Here is a 19,028-nt window from a genome sequence, read left to right on the forward strand (position 1 = left end):
GATGGGAGAAAAATATGGTCATTCCATTTGAAGAAGAATACAGAAAAAAATTTTATGAGCTGGAGGAACAGATTTTTGATTCCAATATGTGGTCCGAAGGTCAGATGCTTCGCACCTTTGAGGAAAAGTTTGGAGAGTATGTGAAGCTGGGAGCGAGAGGCATCGCGGACGGAGGAGCAGGACTGGCGGCTATTCTGGAATATATCAATGTGCGCGGCAAGGATGTCATTGTGCCGGCGAATACATTCTGGGCGGATGCGCAGGCAGTCAAGTATGCAGGCGGCAATGTGATCTTTGCAGACTGCAATCGGGAAGACCTCTGTCTGAGCCTGGAAGATCTGAAGAAGAAGATCACTGCGAATACGAAGGCGGTCATCGTCGTACATATTGGCGGCCATATCGCGTTTGAGATCGAAGAGATTGCGGATTTCTGTAAAGAGAAAGGAATCTATCTCGTGGAGGACTGCGCGCATGTGCACGGCGGATGGTGGAACGGTAAGACTGGCGGGCATTATGGATTCGCCGGTTCCTATTCTTTTTATGCGACAAAGACAATGCCGCTTGGAGACGGCGGGATGGTGGTTTCGAGAGACAAAGATTTCCTCAAATGGGTGGAGGAGTTCAGAAATTACGGGAAAGAAGTGATTGACGGTCATGTGTATTACAGAATTGCCAATGGGTTTAATTTCCGATTGAGCGAGTTCTCGGCGGCGCTTGGAATCGTGCAGATGGAGAGACTGCCGAAGATCCTCGAATGGAAGCGCAGACTGGCAGAAAAGTATGACCGGATTTTTGAAAATCGTGTAAGATTTCCGGAGGGAATGGTTTCCGGTTATTACAAGTATATCGTATTTGACACGAAGCTCAATCAGGAGACCGGACAGGTGTTCGGGCCGCGCGATCTCGGACATCGGATAGCGGAAGTCGAGGCAGAGGTGCCGAACAGCGAGTGGGTGACAGAGCATCACAAATGTGCGCCGATCTATCTGGGATATGAGCAGGCAGATCGGAGCGTCGAAGAGCTGCGGGAACTATTGTTGGGATAACCTGATCATAAGTAAGAGCTGCCGGGGCCATTGACTGAGACAAGAAGGAGAATTTGTGATGAATATAAAGGATTTATATGAAAGCGGAATCAATATCCAACAATATTTTCGTGAACGGAATCAGACAAATAAAAATGATATAAATGCGATCCTGCTGTCCTATGATTATCAGGCCGGTGAGTATACAGCAAATTACAATGACAGCGATTGTATGGAAGAAGTTGAATGTCATGGCGAAAAAGTGGCAATGACGAACAGGGCCTGGACGGAACTTGCGGGAAAGCTCATTGCACGGGAAATAGAAACCTATGATCCCGACAGTGTTCTGGAAGTAGGGACCGGGGAAGCCACGATTCTGGCGGAGGTTATTGCATGTATGAAGGGTGAGAAAGAGATTGAGTATACAGGCATCGACATCTCTTTATCAAGACTTTTGTATGCGAAGAAGTTTGTAAAAGAACGCAAATTAGAGGTGGATCTGGCGGTGGCAGATCTGTTTCAACTGCCGTTTGCCGACGGTCAGTTTGACGTCGTGTTTCTCCGCAACTGTTTGGAAAGTAATACCGGCAGGGAAAAAGAGGCAATCACAGAGCTGCTGAGGATAGCCAATAAATGTGTCATACTAATTGAGCCGAGTTATCGGTTAGGAAATGAAGAGACGCGAAAGAGAATCAAAGAGTTAGGATACGTTGATCATATTGACGATGCGCTGGAAGGGCTGCATGTTGTTAAAAACGAGAAGTTTGCCGCCAGCCTGTGGAATAATAACACGGCGATTATTGTGATAGAAAAAGAAGAGACAGTGAGCCGATGTGAGACAAAGTGGAGCTGCCCGAGATGTGGCAATGGACTGGCACATTTGGGAGAAGCGCTATACTGTGATGAGTGTTTTAATATATATCCGCTCATAGGGGGGGGAATTCCTTTGCTGACAAGCGAAAATGCTGTGCTGTGCAGTAAATGGAAAAAGTGTCTGGAGGAATGACCAATGAAGTCAAACGTGCTCTTGGCGGTAACAAGTGAACAAAAATATTTGTGCGATGTTGTAGACAGAGTCGTCTTTACCCATGGTGATTGGGCAGAGGAGGGGATGCAGTGGGCAAAGGATCGCCAGATTGCCTGTGAAGTGCTTCCCCCGAAATGGAATGACTGCAGAAAAATCAGAGCAGCCAATGCCTATGTGGAGCGTATGGCTATAGAGCTGTCACATAAAATAACGAAAGACCTGAATACCATACATCATGTGAGTTTCAGGCCGAAAGACTGGGAAGCGGCGCTTCACACATGGCTTGTGTCATGGATTTCCGCTTTTTATGATAAATACAATGATTTATTGCAGGCCGGAGTGAGAGAAGATCTCTGCCTGGTAGGTGAAAGTGAGCTGTGTATCGTAAATAATCTGAATGAGTATAAAGTTGCGATGAATGATGTGGGGTTTAATGTACAACAGTATACTGCACTGATGAATTATTTTGGCTGCCAGCTGATCGACCGCACGGGAAAAAAGATAGAAAAAATACGATATGTGCAAAATGAGCCGACGGTGAAAGCGCGCATGATGAACAGACGCATTCGTTCGTTTTTACAGAACGGACTGCACGGAGTCAGATTGATTCTGGACAATGAATTACAGGACGTGATTGGCAGTTTTGTTGTTAAGGCAACGAAAGGGGCCGTACAATTTATCAATGGCGCTTATCTGTACTACAGTGAATCTCGAGTCAATATGGACATGAGGGAAAAACTGAATCAAACGATCAGGACAGACGATGATTTTAAGAAATTCATTTATGAAAATATCGGATATTTTATTCCTGTCATTTATCTGGAAGGATTTCATGAGATATGGCCTGTCATAGACACAATGGAAGAGCTGCAGGCTGTTGTCCTGCGTTATCCGTTTGATTACAGCGAAGTTCTGACAGCATTGTCATTAAAAGCCCACGGAAATCAAGGGAAAATATATCATATCCAACACGGCGGAATGGGAATTGAAAAATACATTGGTACAGACACCATTAAATACGCAGATGTTTTTTATTCGTGGGGATGGAGAGAAGAGGAGTATCAAAATACGTTTAAGAAAATGCCATCCACCAAAATTTCCAGAGAAAAAGATAAAATAATAAGACTGCAGAAGACAAGAGAAATCCTGTTCGTTGAAAATTTATCCAAGTATCGTATTTTCCGATTTAACGATTATTATGACAGTAACAAATGGGAAAGTATGCGGAAAGAAGACGATTTTGTACGGGGATTAAAAGGCTCGGTTTTTCCCAGACTGACAGTAAGGCCATATCTGGGGTGTGAGGAGGGCCGGGCGCAGTATTTGAGCAGGGTCCATCCGGGGATCAGGGTGAGCCGGCCGGGAATCCTTTATACCGAGGCTCTTTCAAAAGCGAGGATTGTTGTTCTGCAGGGGATGATTACGACATGGCTGGAGGCGTTGGCAGCGAATATTCCGTTTCTGATCATAATGAACAGAAAGCATATTTTTTATGCCGGAAAAGGAGTGGTGGAAGATATTCGGCTGATGAAAAAGGCAGGCATTTTACAGGAAAGTCCGGAAGCGGCGGCAGATTTTATCAACCGTAATTACAATGAGATCGAAACATGGTGGAAAAGCAGGCAGACACAAAGGGTTGTAAAAAGATTAAGAAAAAAATATGCGAAAGCGTCTTGTCTGTATCGTCTCAGGTGGAAACTGGAAATATTAAAAATCGTCTTTGCTGTGAACAGGAAAAAATAATCCTCTTTCTGTAGTGTTTTGAAGGGGAGGGGCAGCGATGAACAGGATGGAAAAGGAGGGTTTATGAACGGAAAGGATATGTATGCCCTTGCAGGCAGGTTATATCCGATCAACAGGAGTCTGACCGGCAATGGCGTGCGGGAGAGCCTGCGGATTTTAAAAGAATATATTCCTGAGCTTCAAATCCATGAGGTTCCTACAGGAACGAAGGCATTTGACTGGGAAATCCCGGACGAATGGGAGATCAATGACGGATATGTCGAAAATTCGGGGGGGGGGCAAAAATCATTGATCTCAAAAACAACAACTTACATATTATGGGATACTCCGCGCCTGTTGACTGCTATGTTTCCAGGGAGGAGTTACTAAAGTATGTCTATGTGGAGGAATCCCGACCGGAGGCGATCCCCTATGTCACTTCCTACTATAAAAAACGAAGTGGTTTTTGCATGTCGAAAGCACAGAGAGACGCTCTGCCGGATGATACCTATCATATTTATATCGACAGCAGATTAAAAAAAGGAAGTATGACTTACGGAGAGGTACTTTTGCAGTCAGATTCGCAGCAGATGGAAAAAGAGTTTTTTTCACCACCTATATCTGCCATCCTTCCATGGCGAACAATGAATTGTCAGGGCCCTGCCTGCTTGTGGCCTTGATCGATGAGATTAAGAAAATAAAGGACAGAAGATATAATTACAGGTTTCTGATCGCGCCGGAAACGATAGGAGCCATCTACTATCTGTCGCGGCATCTTGGCGATCTGCAGCGAAATATGCTGGCCGGGTATGTGCTTTCCTGTGTGGGAGACAACAGAGTATATTCTTATGTACCGTCGAGAGATGGTGATACGCTTGCTGATAGAGCGGCGGTGAGTGCGCTTAAATATCATTCTCCGGATTATATAACCTATTCTTTTTTGGACAGAGCATCTGATGAGAGGCAATATTGTGCGCCTGGCGTCGATCTGCCGGTTTGCGTTGTCTGCCGCAGCAAATATGGCTGTTATCCGGAATATCATACATCGGACGATGATATGACGGTGATTTCACCGGAAGGGTTTGAGGGAAGTCTGGAGCTATACAGACAAATAATACGTACAATCGAATACAATGATTATTATCGAGTAACCTGTCTTTGCGAACCACAGCTTGGAAAGCGAGGTTTGTATCCGACAGTGAGCAAAAAAAATTCATATGATGATGTCACGGCAATGATTGATTTTATTGCCTATGCGGATGGAAAAAAAGATTTGATTGAAATCAGTGAGACCATACATCAGCCGATCAGTGTATTGATACCAATTATAGATAAATTGATCGAGAATCAGATTATTAGGAGTGAAAGAAATGATCATTGGAATTCAAATGGGATATGTTAGTGGATGTGCCGTGTATGAAAATGGAAAAATCATCTATGCGGTAAGCGAAGAAAGATTTAACAACAGAAAAGGGGAGTCGGGATTTCCATATCGGTGTATAGAGAGCGCGATTCAAACATGCAAAATCACAAACGAAAAGATTGAAAAGATTGTCATGTGCGGTCTGACGCTGCCGCCGGAAGAGCTTTTGTGTGACATGGGGGCCTATTCGATTGAAGACTATCTGAATGAGCAAAAATTGTTCTGGTTTCCCAAATTAATAGAGGGAAAAGAAATAGAGCTGTTTGATGTCGATTATTTCAGGGAAAAAGCAAAGCAGAGCAATGAAAAAGAATTATATGACAGAATCAAGGGCAGTACGGATAAAAAAGAAATTTTCAAACAGTGGAAAGTGGAAAAAATCGCGGAACTTTTTTCCGTGTCGGAGGACAAGATCTGCTTTGTCAATCATGAGTTTGCACATGCGGCGTATGCGCTATATGGTTCGGGGAAAAAAGAGAATCCTCTCATCATTGTCTATGACGGTTATGGCGATGAGAGCAACGCCAGTATTTATGTATATGAGGATTCCTGTCTGAAACAGATCGGACGATATACAGATTTTAATGTAGGACGTGTGTATCGTTATTTAACATTACTTCTTGGCATGAAACCAAATGAACATGAGTATAAAGTCATGGGTCTTGCACCATATGCCAATGAGTATATTTATAAAAAACCTCTGGAAGTCTTCCGACAGGCATATCGCTTTGAAGAAGCAAAAGTGATTACAGATCCACATATGAAAGACAATTATTATTATTTTAAAGAACGTCTGGAGGGGGCAAGGTTTGATGGGATTGCCGCGGCGCTGCAGGTCTTTACGGAAGAGATGGCGACAAAATTAACAAAGTTCTGGTGTGAAAAGACGGGAAAAAGCATCTGTCTGCTTTCCGGTGGAGTGGCTTTGAATATCAAGGCTAATATGGAGATCGGGAAACTGGATTGTGTTGACGATCTGTTTGTTGTTGGCAGTTCGGGAGATGAGAGTCTTAGCATTGGTTCTATCTTCTATTACTTAGACCAGAGGCAGCGGGGAGACGAGATCGAAAAACTGGAGACGCTGTATCTCGGGGATGACATAGAGGAATCACAGGTAGAAAAGTTGGTAGCCGGGCTGGATCGTGAAAAATATCTGGTAGAAGATTTTCAGGTTGAAACGGCAGCGCGAAAGCTGGCCGAAGGGCTCATAATGGGAAGGGCAGATGGAAAAATGGAGTTTGGCGCGCGGGCGCTGGGAAACAGATCAATTCTGGCGGACCCGAGTAAGAGAGAAACGATTGATAAGATCAATCGCAAAGTGAAAAACCGCGACTTCTGGATGCCGTTTACGCCGTCTATTCTGGCAGAGGATGAGGACAAATATCTGGTCAATGAAAAGGATTTTGAGTTTCCCTTTATGGCAGTAGCCTGTGAGACGACCAGGGCCGGGAAAGAAGAATTAAAGGCGGCGATCCATCCCGCTGACAGTACTGCCAGACCACAGCTTGTAACAAAAGAAATGAATGAAAAATATTATGAACTGTTGAAGGAGTTTAAAAAGCTGACAGGAATTGGGGCGCTGCTGAATACTTCTTTGAATATACATGGCTATCCTATTGCCAGAACAGCAGAAGATGCGTTTTTTGTCCTGGAGAACAGTGATCTTGACGGGCTCATTTTTGATAACTATATAATAACCAGAAAGAGATAAAGGATATTGGGTGATGATTTTAGGATTGATCCCCGCAAGGGGCGGAAGCAAGGGTGTGCCGGATAAAAATATAAAAATGATCAATGGCAAACCACTGATCGTCTGGACGATCGAAAGGGCTTTGGAATCAGAGATGCTGGACAGGGTGCTCGTCTCAACGGATAGTGACAGGATTGCCCGTGTCGCGCTGGAGGCAGGGGCGGAAGTGTTAAAAAGACCGGATGAGCTGGCCACAGATACGGCTTCGACACAGGACGTAATGGTACATGCACTGAATCAATGTCCGGCGGAGACATTGGTATTGCTGCAGCCTACTTCTCCCTGCAGAAGAGTGGGGCTGATTGATGAATGTATCCGGGAATTTCAGGAGGGAGATTTTGACTCTCTGGCTACTGGATTTATGTGCGATTATAAAGAGTATGGAACGAACACTTTGCCAAGACAGCAAATACAGGGCTTTTTTTATGATGACGGAAATGTTTATGTGATCAAAGCATCAAATATCTTAAAGGGAGACCGGTACGGAAAAAAGATCGGGCGTAAAACAATCTGCAAATATGAAAACGCAGAGATTGATGATGCGTATGATTTCTGGCTGCTGGAACAGATATTGAGAAAGCAGGAAGAAGAAGGGATCGGGCCGGAGATATGATGAGTGACAAGACCGTAAAGTGCTTTACGGAGGAAGATTTTGAACAGATTGCTCAGTGTCCAATGTGCGGTGGGATGCAGAACGCGCTTTATTATGTTGCGGATGCAGAGGGGAATGATTCCTGTGAAGAGAACAGAATAACAAAAAAGGTTTCTGTTGTAACGTGCAGGGAGTGCGGTTTTGTATATGCCAGAGAAGTGCTGAGTGAAAGCGGACGCAGGAAATTCTGGGAGCGTTATTCATCTCAGCAGCATGAGAATGATTCTGACGATGTACATCGAAGAAATCAAATGTATCAACTGGAGTATGAGTTTGTCCGTCAGTTTCTCCCGGGTGGACAGAGAAAGAATGTGCTTGACGTGGGCTGCGCGGAAGGAGGATTCCTGGATTTCTTTGAGAAAGAGTGTAATTGTTTTGGTACGGAGGTCGGCGATGAGGCGGTGCAGAGGTCCGCAGACAGGTACAGGGTTTATCAGGGGGAACTGCCGGATATTTCCATAGATCAGAAATTTGATCTGATCATCTTCCGGGGAGTGATTCAATATTTCAGAAATCCTCTGGATTACTTCGAAAAGGCAATACAGCTGCTCAATCCGCAGGGGCTTATCTTTATTACCAGTACGCCGCGGGCGGATGCCTTTTGCCATGAATTGTTCAGGGAACAATTTAATCTGCCGGTGTGTGCGGTAGCAGGCAACGGATTTACTGTTGATGTCCTGAAACGGTATTTTGTCCGGCATGGGTTTGACCTGGCGGGGGAAAAATATTTTTATGAAGAAACACCTTATGCCAATGTGCAAAAAGATGTTGAGAAAGTAAATGTTGCGATGCAGAGAAGAGCCTCCGGGGAGGAGATCGGCTTCAAAGCGCCGGCATTTTGGGGAAATATGATGTCGCTGGTATTTAAAAAAAGTCAGTCTGAAAATGAGTGAGGAAATCAATGAGAACGAAAATAATCGCGGAAGTGGGCGAGTGTTTTAACGGCAATCTGGATACTGCGTATCAGATGATCGAAGAGGCGAAAAAAGCAGGATGTGATATTGTAAAATTTCAACTGCTGGACATGGACGAGGTAGCCATGGATGATCCGGAGTATGACTGGTTTGCAAAATTGAATCTCCCGCCGGAAAAGATCGCTTCTCTTATTCGGAAGGCGGAAGAATGTGGTATCGGCATTTTGTTTACTCCGGTATCCGTGAAAACGGCGCAATTTATTTATGAAGCGGGGCAGAAATCGGTTAAGATAGCCAGCAGCTTTATAAATAAGACCGAACTGTTACAGTATATCAACGAGCATTTTGAGACAGTTTATGTATCGACAGGCATGGCACAGCTGGAGGAGATCGCGGCAGTGATTGAGCTGTTGAACAGGCCGCAGGAGATTATTATCCTGCATTGTGTGTCGGAGTATCCGACAGGGCCGCTGCTGGAAGAAAGAGGCTTATGTGCTCTCGATGAAAAAGATGTACATATGAATATGATGGGGATCCTGAAGATGTTATATCCGCATTTTCAGATCGGTTATTCGGATCATACCGATACGATATTGGCTCCTGTCGTGGCTGCGGCAATGGGAGCGGATGTGATTGAGAAACATTTCACTTTAGACCGGACAACGCCGATCGCGCATTTTAACCGGAAAGAGGAGTATATGGGAACCGATCATGTCTTGTCGATCGAGCCGCCCCTGCTGCGGGAAATGGTGGCACAGATTCGAAGGACAGAGACAATCAGAGGCGCGTGGAAATGGGAACGCTCGGATGGTGAAAAGATATTAAAGGATTTTCTGAGAGGAAGATATACAGAGAGAGAATGAAAAAAAACATACTGATCGTAACGGAAGCCAATGCGAGAGTGGCAAGTGGACATTTGCTGGAATGTATCTCCTGTTATCATGAGCTGCGCGCGAATGGTGTGGCGGCGGAGCTGATGATTAATGCCGATATGCCATCCGGACTGAAAGCGCGGATGCCGGATACCTATTATGAATACGAAACAGATATTCAGCGGGAAGCGGTGCGCCTGGTGGAAGTGGTGCGGGAAAAGAACATTGATCTGATACTTTTTAATCTGCGGGAAATCGCAAATTCCTTTTTACAGGAAATTCGCAGAGCGCTGGAAGATACCGTGACAGTGATTGTGATCGATGAATTCGGCCGCAGGAAACTGGAGGCGGACATCATTATCAATCCGATGATCGACAGCTATTACTGGGAATATGATACGGCAGGCAAAGTATATTGCGGTGCGCAATACCTGATTCTGCCGGAAAATTTAAAGAGCTATCACGAAAAAGAGAAAGAAATCAGAGACAAAGTAGAGACGATCACCGTTTCCATGGGTGGTGTCGATGCTCCGGGAACGACAGTAAAACTGGCAAAGTGGTTAGGTGAGTTGTCGGATGAGATACAGATCAATCTTGTGCTGGGAGGAGGATTTGCATATACGGAGCAGTTGAACCAGACAGTAAACGGAAAACGAAATATAATGGTCTGTCAAAATATTTCTTATCTGTATGACTTATTCATGCAATCGGATATCGCAATCTGTGCAGGCGGCAATACGCTGCATGAGCTGGCGGCGCTGGGGGTGCCGGCGCTGGTGATCCCCAGTATGCCGCACGAACAGAGAAATGGCCAGGCGTTTGAGAGACAGGGATTCTCACTGTGCTGTGAAGAAGCAAGGCAAATAACGAAAGAGACGCTGACAGCGCACTTGAGACAGTTATCTGACAGCAGCGTGCGCAGAGACATGCAGGAGTGTGGGAAACGGATCGCGGACGGCAGAGGAGACGAGCGGGTGTGCCGGATCCTCCTGAAGGAGACAAGGCAGTGGAATGGATAACCGGATGGAAAAGGAGACGCCATGTATCAGGTGTATGAGTGGACTGACAACAATGAACTGAAAACATTGAACACTTATCAATATTGGAACAATGAGAATGCGGAGAAGAAAAAAGAGTGGGACATCAGAGACGGTAATTTTCAAAAAATGGAAAATTACCTGACAAAGAGCGGATTAAAGAATGATCTGAAAAGAGCGCTGAGATTGAGCGGTCTGTGCAGTCAAAAGGCTCTGAAAGGAATTGAACTTGGCGGAGGTGTATGTTGGAGTGCACCGTTCGTGTTTCACTGTCTGGACATGGAAGAGATGCAGTTTCTGGAATTTTCCTGGCACCGGATCGCAAAAATAGCGCCTTTGATCCTGGAGCACTATCAGATTCCGGAAGACAGGGTAAAACTGGTATCTGGCAGTTTTTATGAAATAAAGTGTCCGGATGAGAGTATGGATTTCGTATTGTTGTCTCAGGCTCTGCATCATGCGGATGATGTGGAACGTTTGCTCACCGAAGCGCACCGCGTTTTGAAAAAGGGGGGGGTAGCGCTGATTATAGGCGAGCATAATAAAGGCGTTAAGTTTTGCCTGCAGTGTATGACGGAAATATTGAGAGATATTGTGATAGGAGATTACCATTCACAGAGAATTTCTTTATACAGGCAAAGTGGTTGTCTTGCCGTGGATAAGCGGCTGGGGGATCGGTATTATGCACTCTGGAGTTATGCAAAGATGTTCCGTAAGCATGGATTTACTTGCAGGAGAATAAGGACTGCAAAGGAAGAACATTTTGGATTTATCCTCTGGAAAAAGTAAGGACAGCGCACAGGGACAATAGAAGGAGGGGCTGTGATTTTGAAAGGTTTTCAGGCATGATTTTAAAACGAGCTATGTCGGCAGCAAATCGTTATATGGATTGGGAAGAATAAAGGAGGCAGAAAGAAATGGTAGCAGCATTATTGATCGGCAGACAGGGAAGCGTTGGTTTTCCCGGCAAAAATACATACCCCGTAATGGGGCGGGCATTTATGGAGTATCCGCTTCTGGCAGCGCTTCATGCGTCGGAAGTGGATGAAGTCTATATCTCCACGGATTCGCCGGAGATTATGCAAATCGGAGAAAAACACGGCGCTCATATTATCAAACGACCAGATTATCTGTGCACGAAAGAGGCGCACGGCGAGGACGCATTTGTTCATGGATATGAATATATCCGTAAGGAACTGGGAAAAGATGTGGAATTTATGGTACTTTTGCATTGTAATGCGCCCTGTGTGCTGCCGGAACAGATCGACGAGGGGATTCGCGTGCTGCGGGGCAATCCGGAATATGATTCCGCCGTTACTGTATCAAAATATAATATGTATTCAACTGTACGCGCAAGAAAGATCGGTGAAGACGGTTTACTGCATCCGTTCATCCCGTTTGAATGCTATCCGGAAGATATGAAGATCAGCTGTGACCGGGACGATCAGGGAGATACCTGGTTTGCGGATGTCTGTCTGTCAGTTGTGAGACCGGGATGTCTTGATGATCTGAATTACGGGATTTTGCCGCAGCGCTGGATGGGACAGAAGATTTATCCGATCAGACAGTGGGGCGGTGTTGATGTGGACTATGAGTGGCAGATGCCGTTGGCGGAGACATGGCTGAAAATGCACGGTTTCACGGAAGACCGTCTGCCGTATGAAAAGTAGGTGAATGCAGTGGAAAAAGTAACGGTAACTCCCAATTCTAATTTTGAATCACTGGCGGGAAGCAACCGGCCTGACGATGCTTCCGCGGAATATCTTGAGTACAGAGAGGCCTGGATTCAATATCCGAAGCAGTTCCGGCTGCGTGAACTGCCGCTTCATCTGGATATTGAGGCGTCCAGTCTGTGTAATCTGCGGTGTACCTTCTGCGATAAACTGCCGCTGCTGCAGAAAAATCAGTTGGGCAATCTGTCCTTCGAGACGTTTCGGAACGTGATGGATCAGTTTTCACCGGAGGAAGGTCAGAGACTGTGGGGGCTGAAACTGAGTTATCGGGGAGAGCCGCTCATTAACAAAGAGGTGCCCGAGATGGTACGGTATGCCAAGGAGCGTGGCGTACTTGACATTTATTTTAATACGAACGGCATGCTGTTGACCGAGGAAGTCAGCAAAGCGTTGATTGAGGCTCATCTTGACCGCATATCGGTCTCCATCGACGGTACGGACCGGGAAGAGTATGAGTCGGTGAGGATTGGGGCGAAGCTGGACACTGTTCTGGCAAATATCAGGACGCTTCGCAGCCTGCGGGAAGCATATCAGGTGACATATCCGAAGATCAGAATCCAGACAGTGAAGCTGCCGGGGCTTGATCTGGAGAAATACATAAATACATGGAGAGATGATGCGGATGAAGTGGCCGCGATCGATTTCAAAGATGAGTCCTGCCGGAACACGACTTTGCGTGGAAGCTGGGCATGTCCGCAGCTCTGGCAGAGGATGACGATCGAGTGGGATGGGACGATATTTGGCTGCAACAATGACGACCTGCGCGGCATCTGTCTTGGAAACGTCAATGAACGTTCCATCTATGACTGCTGGCATGACGAGAGGCTGATGGAAATCCGCAGACGGCATATGCAGGGGGCGTCTCACGAGATCGACGACTGCAACGGCTGTCCGTGGCGTACGGCGCAGATGACAAAGCAGTCCGGTCAAGGAGAACGCACATGAACAGAGTGTTGATCATTGCCGCCAGCAGTGAACTGGCATCGGGAGTCTTGCCGGCGCTTGTGGAAAGTGGCTGCAACGTTGGCCTGCATTATTCGTCGAATAAAGCGGCGGTGGAAAGATATGAAGGTATGGAAACGGTAATGCTGATCCAGAAGACAATCCGCAGTGAAGAAGACTGCCGGGACATTGTTGAGAAGTACGTGGAACGGGCAGGCGGAATCGACAGCATTGTCATATTTCTGGGCAATATTTCTTCCACCTGTCACTGGTCTGAGATCGGACCGGAGCAGCTTACCAACGAATATCTTTACAATGCGGTATATCCGCTGATGCTGGCAAAATATGCAGCGCAGTATATGCAGGGAAACAGTGTGGGGCGGATCTTGCTGATCAGCACTGCTTCCGTGCGAAGGGGCGGGGGCAGTACGACGATAGGCTACGGCATGGCGAAGGCGGCTCTGGAATGCGGGGCCAAAAGGCTTGCCAGAGATCTGGCGTCTGCCGGAATACTGGTTAATGTCATTGCACCGGGGTTTTTTGATACACAGTTCAATCGGCGGCGTAAAAAATTATCGGATCAGGATGTGGCGGAAAGGATTGCTATGATTCCTTTGAAAAGAGGCGGCAGGAAAGAAGAGATTGCAAGCTGTGTCTTATATATGTTGTCAGAGGGAGCCGGTTTTATCACCGGACAGATCATAACGGTAGATGGAGGAGACTTTCTGTAAATGGGAGGAGCAGCTATGAAGATCGTAATCACAACGAGTTCCTTTGGGAAGGCGGACAGCAGACCGCTGGAGCTTTGCAGAGAACATTGCGAGGTTGTTTTAAACCCGTACGGCAGGAAACTGACGACGGAAGAATTTGTGGAACTGACAGCGGATGCGGACGGCGTGATCGCGGGTGTGGAGAACATCACGAGAGAGGCGCTGGCAGAGCGGCCGAATCTGAAAGTAATCTCCAGATGCGGCGTCGGCATGGACAGCGTGGATCAGGAGGCTTGCCAGGAGTTTGGCGTCAGGCTGTACAACACACCGAACGCACCGGTAGATTCCGTAGCGGAGCTGACCGTCACGATCATGCTTGATCTGCTGAAAAATGTATCGAATATGAACCGGGATATGAAAGCCGGGGCATGGAATAAGATGACCGGTTTTCTGCTGAAAGGGAAACGTGTGGGCATCATCGGGATGGGGCGGATCGGACGCCGGGCTGCGGAACTGATCGGTGCATTTGGCGCAGAGATCGCCTATAGCGACATCCATGACCTGAAAAATGAATATTCCTATATGGAGAAAGATGCGCTTCTTTGCTGGGCGGACATTGTCACAGTACATGCTTCCGGCTGTGAGGAAGGAAGTTATATCATCGGAGCAGATGAGATCGGAATGATGAAAGAGACCGCATTCCTTGTCAATACTTCCAGAGGGAAGTTCATCGATGAGGCGGCCTTGTATGAGGCTCTGGCGGCGAAACGGCTCCGGGGCGCAGCACTTGACGTGTACAGTGAGGAGCCCTACCAGGGAAAACTGTGTGAACTGGATCATGTCATATTGACGCCGCATATTTCATCCAGCGCCAAAGAGGGCAGAGCTGTCATGGAGATGGAGGCGGCGCAGAATCTTTTGAGAGGACTGGGGATAGAAGTATGATCAGAGCAGTCGTATTTGACTTTGACGGTGTTATTCTGGAATCCGCGACGATCAAGACAGATGCCTTTGCACAAGTCGTGGCGGACTATCCACGCGGACAGGCGGAAGCATTTGTGCGGTATCATATGTCGCATATGGGCATTTCCAGACATGTAAAATTCCGCTATCTGATCGAAGAAATATTAAAGCAGCCATACAGCGAACAGGCGGAGAAAGAGTTGGCGGACCGGTTTTCCGGGATCGTGTTTTCACGGGTCATGACCTGTCCCTTTGTACCGGGAGCCAGGGAGTTTCTGGAGAGAAATCATCAGAAGTATGATTTCTATGTCGCGTCAGGGACGCCGGAGGAGGAGCTTTTGCAGGTTGTGGAGGGACGAGGTCTGGCGGACTATTTTAAACAGATTTACGGGACGCCGATGAAGAAGGAAGAGATCGTGGAGACGATCTGCCGCACGCATGGATATGCAAAAGAGGAAATGGTTTTTGTAGGGGATGCGTCGACAGACAAAAATGCGGCGGCCCATACGGGGCTCATTTTTATCGGGCGGAATACGCCGGAAAATATCGATGCGTTTCGTGATGTGATATATCGGGTGGATAATCTGCTGCAAATAGAAAAGATTATAGGGGAAATGTAAATGAAAGCGGTTGTGTTTGGCGGATCGGGCTTTCTTGGCAGTCATGTGGCGGATGAACTGCAGAAGAAAGGATATGAGGTCGTTATCTTTGACCGGGTGCCGTCCTGCTATCTGCAGGGCGGGCAGACTATGAAAACAGGAGATATTCTAAGCAGGGAGCAAGTGTTGGAGGCGGTAACAGGGTGTGACTATGTATACAACTACGCAGGGATTGCTGATTTGGACAATGCCTCCACGAGACCGGTCGATACGGTGATGCTGAATGTGGCCGGCACCTGTAACATTATGGATGCCTGTGTGTCACATCAGGTAAAGCGGTTTGTGTATGCCAGTTCTTTTTATGCCAACAGTGAGAAGGGCGGTTTTTACCGGTGCAGCAAACAGGCGGCAGAGCTCTATATTGAAGAATATCAGAGGAAGTATGGCCTGGAATATACGATTTTGCGGTATGGCTCGCTGTACGGTCCGCGGGCGGATCGAAACAATGGCATGAAAAAAATGATCGAGAGAGCGATGAGCAGGGAGCCGATCCATTGCTCTGGCATGGAGGAAGACACGCGGGAATACATCCATGTGTCGGATGCCGCGCAGCTCAGTGTGGAGATTCTGGATCAGAAGTATGCCAATCATCACGTGCAGCTTACAGGCCACGAGGCGTATTCCAGAAAACAGATCATGGATCTGATCGGGGAAATACTGGGCAGGAAGCTCGAAGTGATCTATGACCAGGCAGAATCAGAGCTGCACTATCATATTACGCCCTATACCTATAAACCTCATGCCAATTATAAGCTGGTGAGTAATTATTATCATGATCTGGGACAGGGGATCATCGAATGTATGAGGGAGATCGAAGAATATGCTGATAGATGTTAGTTATCCATATAGCGGTACAATGGCGATCTACCCGGGCAATCCGGAATTTATGATCGAGCGGGTACAGGATCTGCAAAAAGGCGACAGTGCGAATGTTTCCCGTCTGACGCTTGGCACACATGCAGGTACGCACATCGACGCTCCCAGCCATTTTATCCAGGGGGCGAAGACGATCGACCAGATTCCACTGGATGCGATGAACGGAGAGGCAAAATTGTTTGATGTTCAGGGCCATCCGGAGATTACGAAAGAGCTGCTTGCGCAGTATGAGATTCAGACAGGAGACATCATCTTGCTGAAGACGGATAATTCCGGTGTCTTTCACGGGGATGTGGTGCTGTCAGACTATGTGACGCTCGATTATGAGGCAGCGGCATATCTGGCAGAGAGACGGCCACGGATGGTCTGCATTGATTATATGACGATCGAGAGACCTAAGGCCAGACGGATCGCGGGCAAAAGCGTTCACAGTATCCTTCTGTCAGAAGGAATACTGATTGGCGAAGCCTTAAAACTGGCGGATGTGAACGAGGGAACGTATCAGTTTTACTGTTTTCCACTGAATGTCGTCGGTGCGGACGGCGTTCCGGTGCGGATGGCGTTGTCCATATAACAGGAAATGGTGAAATTATCAGGAGCGAAGCGGAATTGATTGCGATCGAACCATCGGAAGATATGATAAAGATCTGTCAGGAGAAACAATTATGTACAATTCCGCAAATGTTTGAGGATATAGTGGTGAAAGCTGAGAAACAGTTCGATCTGCTGTGCTTGTTTGAGTTGTTTGAACATCTGGGGAATCCGGAGATCTTTATCCGGAAATGTAATTCTGTCTTGAATCAGTGTGGTTTTGAAGTTGTCGAAGCAAAAACGCCTGGGAGATTAGACTGGGATATTGTAGAAGAGACGCATAAACGCGGAGAAGTGAAATTGGAAAGGTTCTGGCAGCAGATTGTGGGAGCGGATACGAAAGTAAAGGATGAATTACAGGAGTGGATCTCCCAAAATGGATTTTCCTCGCATATGCAGATCATTGCCAGAAAAGTAAAGGATGTTGGAACGAAAACGTGTGAATAAAAGAAACAACCTGGATCTGTGCAGAATGTCGGAGGCAGATACAAGACGCTTCAATGAAATCTACACGGAGCAGAAAAAAGAATATGTAAAACTGCTGGACCGGCTCAGTAAAAACAGTATCTACTGGTGGGCGACTCCTCTTTCCAGCAGAAACTGGTATTTATCCGGAGCATTCAAAGAGATCTGTATCTCGTTTTTGGGGATAGAGAGGATACGGCAGGACTGTGAGATTCAAAAAGTATTCTGCCCGTCGCAGGAGATCGCGGATACGATCGGGAAATATTGCAGACAAAACGGACGGGAAATTGCTTTTGATGTGAAACGAAGTACAGAGGAAGCAGGTGTACGGGAGATTCTCTTTTTATTCGGACAGCTTGTGGCAGGTGAGCTGGAAAAGTACAGGAAAATAACAGAAGTATTAAGAGGAGAACCTTCAAACCGGCGATGGGCCGGTGAAAAAATAACGTTAATCGATACATATATTAAAGCTTCGGAAGTAAAAAAAACAGAATATGAAGAGCAGTATTTCAAAAATATACTTGACTATGTGGAAGGAAACATTTTTTTTCTGTCGAAGATTATTTTGAATACCAGAACACCGATTGAGATGCTTGTGAAGCAAATCCGCAAAAACTCAAAGTATCGTTATCTTTTTCAGGAACAATTTTTAAAGATCAGTGATTATTGCAAATTATTATATTATCCGCTCTTTTGTCTGGGATTTTGTCTGAATAAAAAGTATATGTGTCATGTGGACGTGACGGCGATCATAAACAGAGACTTGCGTCAGGGGATTGCTTCCAATAATGCGGTCGACGGCCTGTTAAAATATTTTGCGGTCAGAAGAATGAAACGACGGGGGCTGGAGATCGGAAAGCTGATTGGATGGTATGAAGGACAGCCCAGCTCGAACGGCCTGTTTTTCGGTTATCGAACGGCATATCCGGCCGGGAAGAGCACAGGTTATATCGGATATGCGCTTGATCGCAATAATATTAATATCGCACCGGGCAAAGTGCAGGCTCGGCATAAGGCTGCTCCACAGAAGATGGCGGTGATTGCCAGATGCTTTCAGCAGATTCCCAGACAATTTGTGACAGATACGGAAGTTAGCATCGTTCCCGCTCTGCGGCTGCAGAAAGTAAATGAGTACAGAGCCCGTTCCTCCGGAGATCAGAAAAAAGTCCTGATTGCGCTTTCCTATGAGAAAAAGACATCCGCAGCAATGCTCCGGTGGATCAAGGAGGCAGAGTGTTTTTTCAGAGAGAATAACATAAAACTCCATTTGAAAAATCATCCCTGTAATACAGAGATGAGATTAAAGAATTATGGCATTGCGGAACTGAACTGTCCGTATATTTTTGTGAGCGGAGCGTTCGGTGAGGCGGTGAGCGAAGCAGATCTTGTCATCACCACGCAGTCAAATGCGGGGTACGAGACAGCGTTGTATGGGAAGCCGATCGTTTTTATGAATTTTCCGTCGCAGCTGAACATGAACTATATGCCCCATGAATGGGAAGGGGAACGGTTTGAAGTCGTGTATGATACGGGCGAACTGGAAACGGCAGTCAAAAAATTTTTGGAAAAAAGTCTGGCGGCAATCGATCTGCATAGCGAAATGTTTCATGTTGCCGCGACGCGGGAAACAGTTTCGCGGTTGTTTGATGAGAAGATATGACAGTCAA

At 46.5% G+C, this 19,028-nt stretch carries 21 protein-coding genes; all 21 read left to right on the forward strand.

Annotation, left to right across the window (positions count from 1 at the left end; all coding sequences use genetic code 11):
- Nucleotides 1–14 precede the first annotated feature (14 nt).
- The 21 genes from V1224_02125 (at nt 15) to V1224_02225 (ending at nt 19,021) form a co-directional block, all read left to right on the forward strand.
- The gene (locus V1224_02125) at nt 15–1,046 is read left to right on the forward strand and encodes a DegT/DnrJ/EryC1/StrS family aminotransferase (GenBank protein WWR16273.1); all 1,032 of its coding nucleotides are present in this window, start codon (nt 15–17) and stop codon (nt 1,044–1,046) included.
- A gap of 58 nt (nt 1,047–1,104) precedes the next feature.
- Nucleotides 1,105–2,031 (forward strand): class I SAM-dependent methyltransferase, encoded by a 927-nt coding sequence (locus V1224_02130; GenBank protein ID WWR16274.1) that lies wholly within the window; start codon nt 1,105–1,107, stop codon nt 2,029–2,031.
- Between the two features lie 3 nt (nt 2,032–2,034).
- Complete coding sequence (locus V1224_02135) at nt 2,035–3,795, forward strand: LIC12162 family protein (GenBank protein WWR16275.1); 1,761 nt, start codon at nt 2,035–2,037, stop codon at nt 3,793–3,795.
- A 63-nt stretch (nt 3,796–3,858) separates the two neighbouring features.
- Nucleotides 3,859–4,164 carry a DUF4910 domain-containing protein gene (locus tag V1224_02140; GenBank protein ID WWR16276.1) on the forward strand — a complete coding sequence of 102 codons (306 nt, stop codon included), beginning with the start codon at nt 3,859–3,861 and terminating at the stop codon, nt 4,162–4,164.
- Entirely contained in the window at nt 4,113–4,454 is a 342-nt protein-coding gene (locus V1224_02145; GenBank protein ID WWR16277.1) for a DUF2172 domain-containing protein, read from the forward strand. The genes V1224_02140 and V1224_02145 overlap by 52 nt, the downstream gene beginning before the upstream one ends.
- Complete coding sequence (locus V1224_02150; protein WWR16278.1) at nt 4,409–5,176, forward strand: DUF4910 domain-containing protein; 768 nt, start codon at nt 4,409–4,411, stop codon at nt 5,174–5,176. Before V1224_02145 ends, V1224_02150 begins: the two co-directional genes overlap by 46 nt.
- A complete protein-coding gene (locus V1224_02155) occupies nt 5,163–6,908 on the forward strand; it encodes a carbamoyltransferase C-terminal domain-containing protein (protein WWR16279.1) in 1,746 nt (581 codons plus the stop codon). Before V1224_02150 ends, V1224_02155 begins: the two co-directional genes overlap by 14 nt.
- A 13-nt stretch (nt 6,909–6,921) precedes the next feature.
- Nucleotides 6,922–7,560 carry an acylneuraminate cytidylyltransferase family protein gene (locus V1224_02160; GenBank protein WWR16280.1) on the forward strand — a complete coding sequence of 213 codons (639 nt, stop codon included), beginning with the start codon at nt 6,922–6,924 and terminating at the stop codon, nt 7,558–7,560.
- Nucleotides 7,557–8,492: a class I SAM-dependent methyltransferase gene (locus V1224_02165; GenBank protein ID WWR16281.1), complete on the forward strand. Its 936-nt coding sequence runs from the start codon at nt 7,557–7,559 to the stop codon at nt 8,490–8,492. The genes V1224_02160 and V1224_02165 overlap by 4 nt, the downstream gene beginning before the upstream one ends.
- 8 nt (nt 8,493–8,500) lie before the next feature.
- Nucleotides 8,501–9,376, forward strand: coding sequence for an N-acetylneuraminate synthase family protein (locus V1224_02170; GenBank protein ID WWR16282.1), 876 nt, complete (start codon nt 8,501–8,503; stop codon nt 9,374–9,376).
- A complete protein-coding gene (locus V1224_02175; GenBank protein ID WWR16283.1) occupies nt 9,373–10,404 on the forward strand; it encodes a glycosyltransferase in 1,032 nt (343 codons plus the stop codon). The genes V1224_02170 and V1224_02175 overlap by 4 nt, the downstream gene beginning before the upstream one ends.
- Nucleotides 10,405–10,425: 21 nt before the next feature.
- Nucleotides 10,426–11,211, forward strand: coding sequence for a class I SAM-dependent methyltransferase (locus V1224_02180; protein WWR16284.1), 786 nt, complete (start codon nt 10,426–10,428; stop codon nt 11,209–11,211).
- 128 nt (nt 11,212–11,339) lie between these two features.
- Nucleotides 11,340–12,092, forward strand: a complete 753-nt coding sequence (locus tag V1224_02185) for a hypothetical protein (protein ID WWR16285.1) — start codon at nt 11,340–11,342, stop codon at nt 12,090–12,092.
- On the forward strand, nt 12,093–13,100 hold the full coding sequence (locus V1224_02190) for a radical SAM protein (GenBank protein ID WWR16286.1): 1,008 nt from the start codon (nt 12,093–12,095) through the stop codon (nt 13,098–13,100). It begins immediately after the preceding gene.
- Entirely contained in the window at nt 13,097–13,828 is a 732-nt protein-coding gene (locus V1224_02195) for an SDR family oxidoreductase (protein WWR16287.1), read from the forward strand. Before V1224_02190 ends, V1224_02195 begins: the two co-directional genes overlap by 4 nt.
- Nucleotides 13,829–13,843: 15 nt before the next feature.
- Complete coding sequence (locus V1224_02200) at nt 13,844–14,752, forward strand: phosphoglycerate dehydrogenase (GenBank protein ID WWR16288.1); 909 nt, start codon at nt 13,844–13,846, stop codon at nt 14,750–14,752.
- On the forward strand, nt 14,749–15,390 hold the full coding sequence (locus V1224_02205) for an HAD hydrolase-like protein (protein ID WWR16289.1): 642 nt from the start codon (nt 14,749–14,751) through the stop codon (nt 15,388–15,390). The genes V1224_02200 and V1224_02205 overlap by 4 nt, the downstream gene beginning before the upstream one ends.
- The gene (locus V1224_02210) at nt 15,391–16,266 is read left to right on the forward strand and encodes an NAD(P)-dependent oxidoreductase (protein WWR16290.1); all 876 of its coding nucleotides are present in this window, start codon (nt 15,391–15,393) and stop codon (nt 16,264–16,266) included.
- Complete coding sequence (locus tag V1224_02215) at nt 16,250–16,879, forward strand: cyclase family protein (protein WWR16291.1); 630 nt, start codon at nt 16,250–16,252, stop codon at nt 16,877–16,879. Before V1224_02210 ends, V1224_02215 begins: the two co-directional genes overlap by 17 nt.
- Nucleotides 16,880–16,914: 35 nt before the next feature.
- On the forward strand, nt 16,915–17,343 hold the full coding sequence (locus V1224_02220) for a methyltransferase domain-containing protein (protein ID WWR16292.1): 429 nt from the start codon (nt 16,915–16,917) through the stop codon (nt 17,341–17,343).
- Nucleotides 17,318–19,021: a hypothetical protein gene (locus V1224_02225; protein WWR16293.1), complete on the forward strand. Its 1,704-nt coding sequence runs from the start codon at nt 17,318–17,320 to the stop codon at nt 19,019–19,021. The genes V1224_02220 and V1224_02225 overlap by 26 nt, the downstream gene beginning before the upstream one ends.
- Nucleotides 19,022–19,028 lie beyond the last annotated feature (7 nt).

It is taken from the genome of Lachnospiraceae bacterium JLR.KK008 (assembly GCA_037015955.1).
Classification (GTDB): Bacteria; Bacillota; Clostridia; order Lachnospirales; family Lachnospiraceae; genus VSOB01.

What these genes read in the sequence shown, in the direction of transcription:
- V1224_02125 (WWR16273.1), top strand. Translation starts at nt 15, where the DNA reads ATGGTCATTCCATTTGAAGAAGAATACAGAAAAAAATTTTATGAGCTG.
- V1224_02130 (WWR16274.1), top strand. Translation starts at nt 1,105, where the DNA reads ATGAATATAAAGGATTTATATGAAAGCGGAATCAATATCCAACAATAT.
- V1224_02135 (WWR16275.1), top strand. Translation starts at nt 2,035, where the DNA reads ATGAAGTCAAACGTGCTCTTGGCGGTAACAAGTGAACAAAAATATTTG.
- V1224_02140 (WWR16276.1), top strand. Translation starts at nt 3,859, where the DNA reads ATGAACGGAAAGGATATGTATGCCCTTGCAGGCAGGTTATATCCGATC.
- V1224_02145 (WWR16277.1), top strand. Translation starts at nt 4,113, where the DNA reads ATGGGATACTCCGCGCCTGTTGACTGCTATGTTTCCAGGGAGGAGTTA.
- V1224_02150 (WWR16278.1), top strand. Translation starts at nt 4,409, where the DNA reads ATGGCGAACAATGAATTGTCAGGGCCCTGCCTGCTTGTGGCCTTGATC.
- V1224_02155 (WWR16279.1), top strand. Translation starts at nt 5,163, where the DNA reads ATGGGATATGTTAGTGGATGTGCCGTGTATGAAAATGGAAAAATCATC.
- V1224_02160 (WWR16280.1), top strand. Translation starts at nt 6,922, where the DNA reads ATGATTTTAGGATTGATCCCCGCAAGGGGCGGAAGCAAGGGTGTGCCG.
- V1224_02165 (WWR16281.1), top strand. Translation starts at nt 7,557, where the DNA reads ATGATGAGTGACAAGACCGTAAAGTGCTTTACGGAGGAAGATTTTGAA.
- V1224_02170 (WWR16282.1), top strand. Translation starts at nt 8,501, where the DNA reads ATGAGAACGAAAATAATCGCGGAAGTGGGCGAGTGTTTTAACGGCAAT.
- V1224_02175 (WWR16283.1), top strand. Translation starts at nt 9,373, where the DNA reads ATGAAAAAAAACATACTGATCGTAACGGAAGCCAATGCGAGAGTGGCA.
- V1224_02180 (WWR16284.1), top strand. Translation starts at nt 10,426, where the DNA reads ATGTATCAGGTGTATGAGTGGACTGACAACAATGAACTGAAAACATTG.
- V1224_02185 (WWR16285.1), top strand. Translation starts at nt 11,340, where the DNA reads ATGGTAGCAGCATTATTGATCGGCAGACAGGGAAGCGTTGGTTTTCCC.
- V1224_02195 (WWR16287.1), top strand. Translation starts at nt 13,097, where the DNA reads ATGAACAGAGTGTTGATCATTGCCGCCAGCAGTGAACTGGCATCGGGA.
- V1224_02200 (WWR16288.1), top strand. Translation starts at nt 13,844, where the DNA reads ATGAAGATCGTAATCACAACGAGTTCCTTTGGGAAGGCGGACAGCAGA.
- V1224_02205 (WWR16289.1), top strand. Translation starts at nt 14,749, where the DNA reads ATGATCAGAGCAGTCGTATTTGACTTTGACGGTGTTATTCTGGAATCC.
- V1224_02210 (WWR16290.1), top strand. Translation starts at nt 15,391, where the DNA reads ATGAAAGCGGTTGTGTTTGGCGGATCGGGCTTTCTTGGCAGTCATGTG.
- V1224_02215 (WWR16291.1), top strand. Translation starts at nt 16,250, where the DNA reads ATGCTGATAGATGTTAGTTATCCATATAGCGGTACAATGGCGATCTAC.
- V1224_02225 (WWR16293.1), top strand. Translation starts at nt 17,318, where the DNA reads ATGTTGGAACGAAAACGTGTGAATAAAAGAAACAACCTGGATCTGTGC.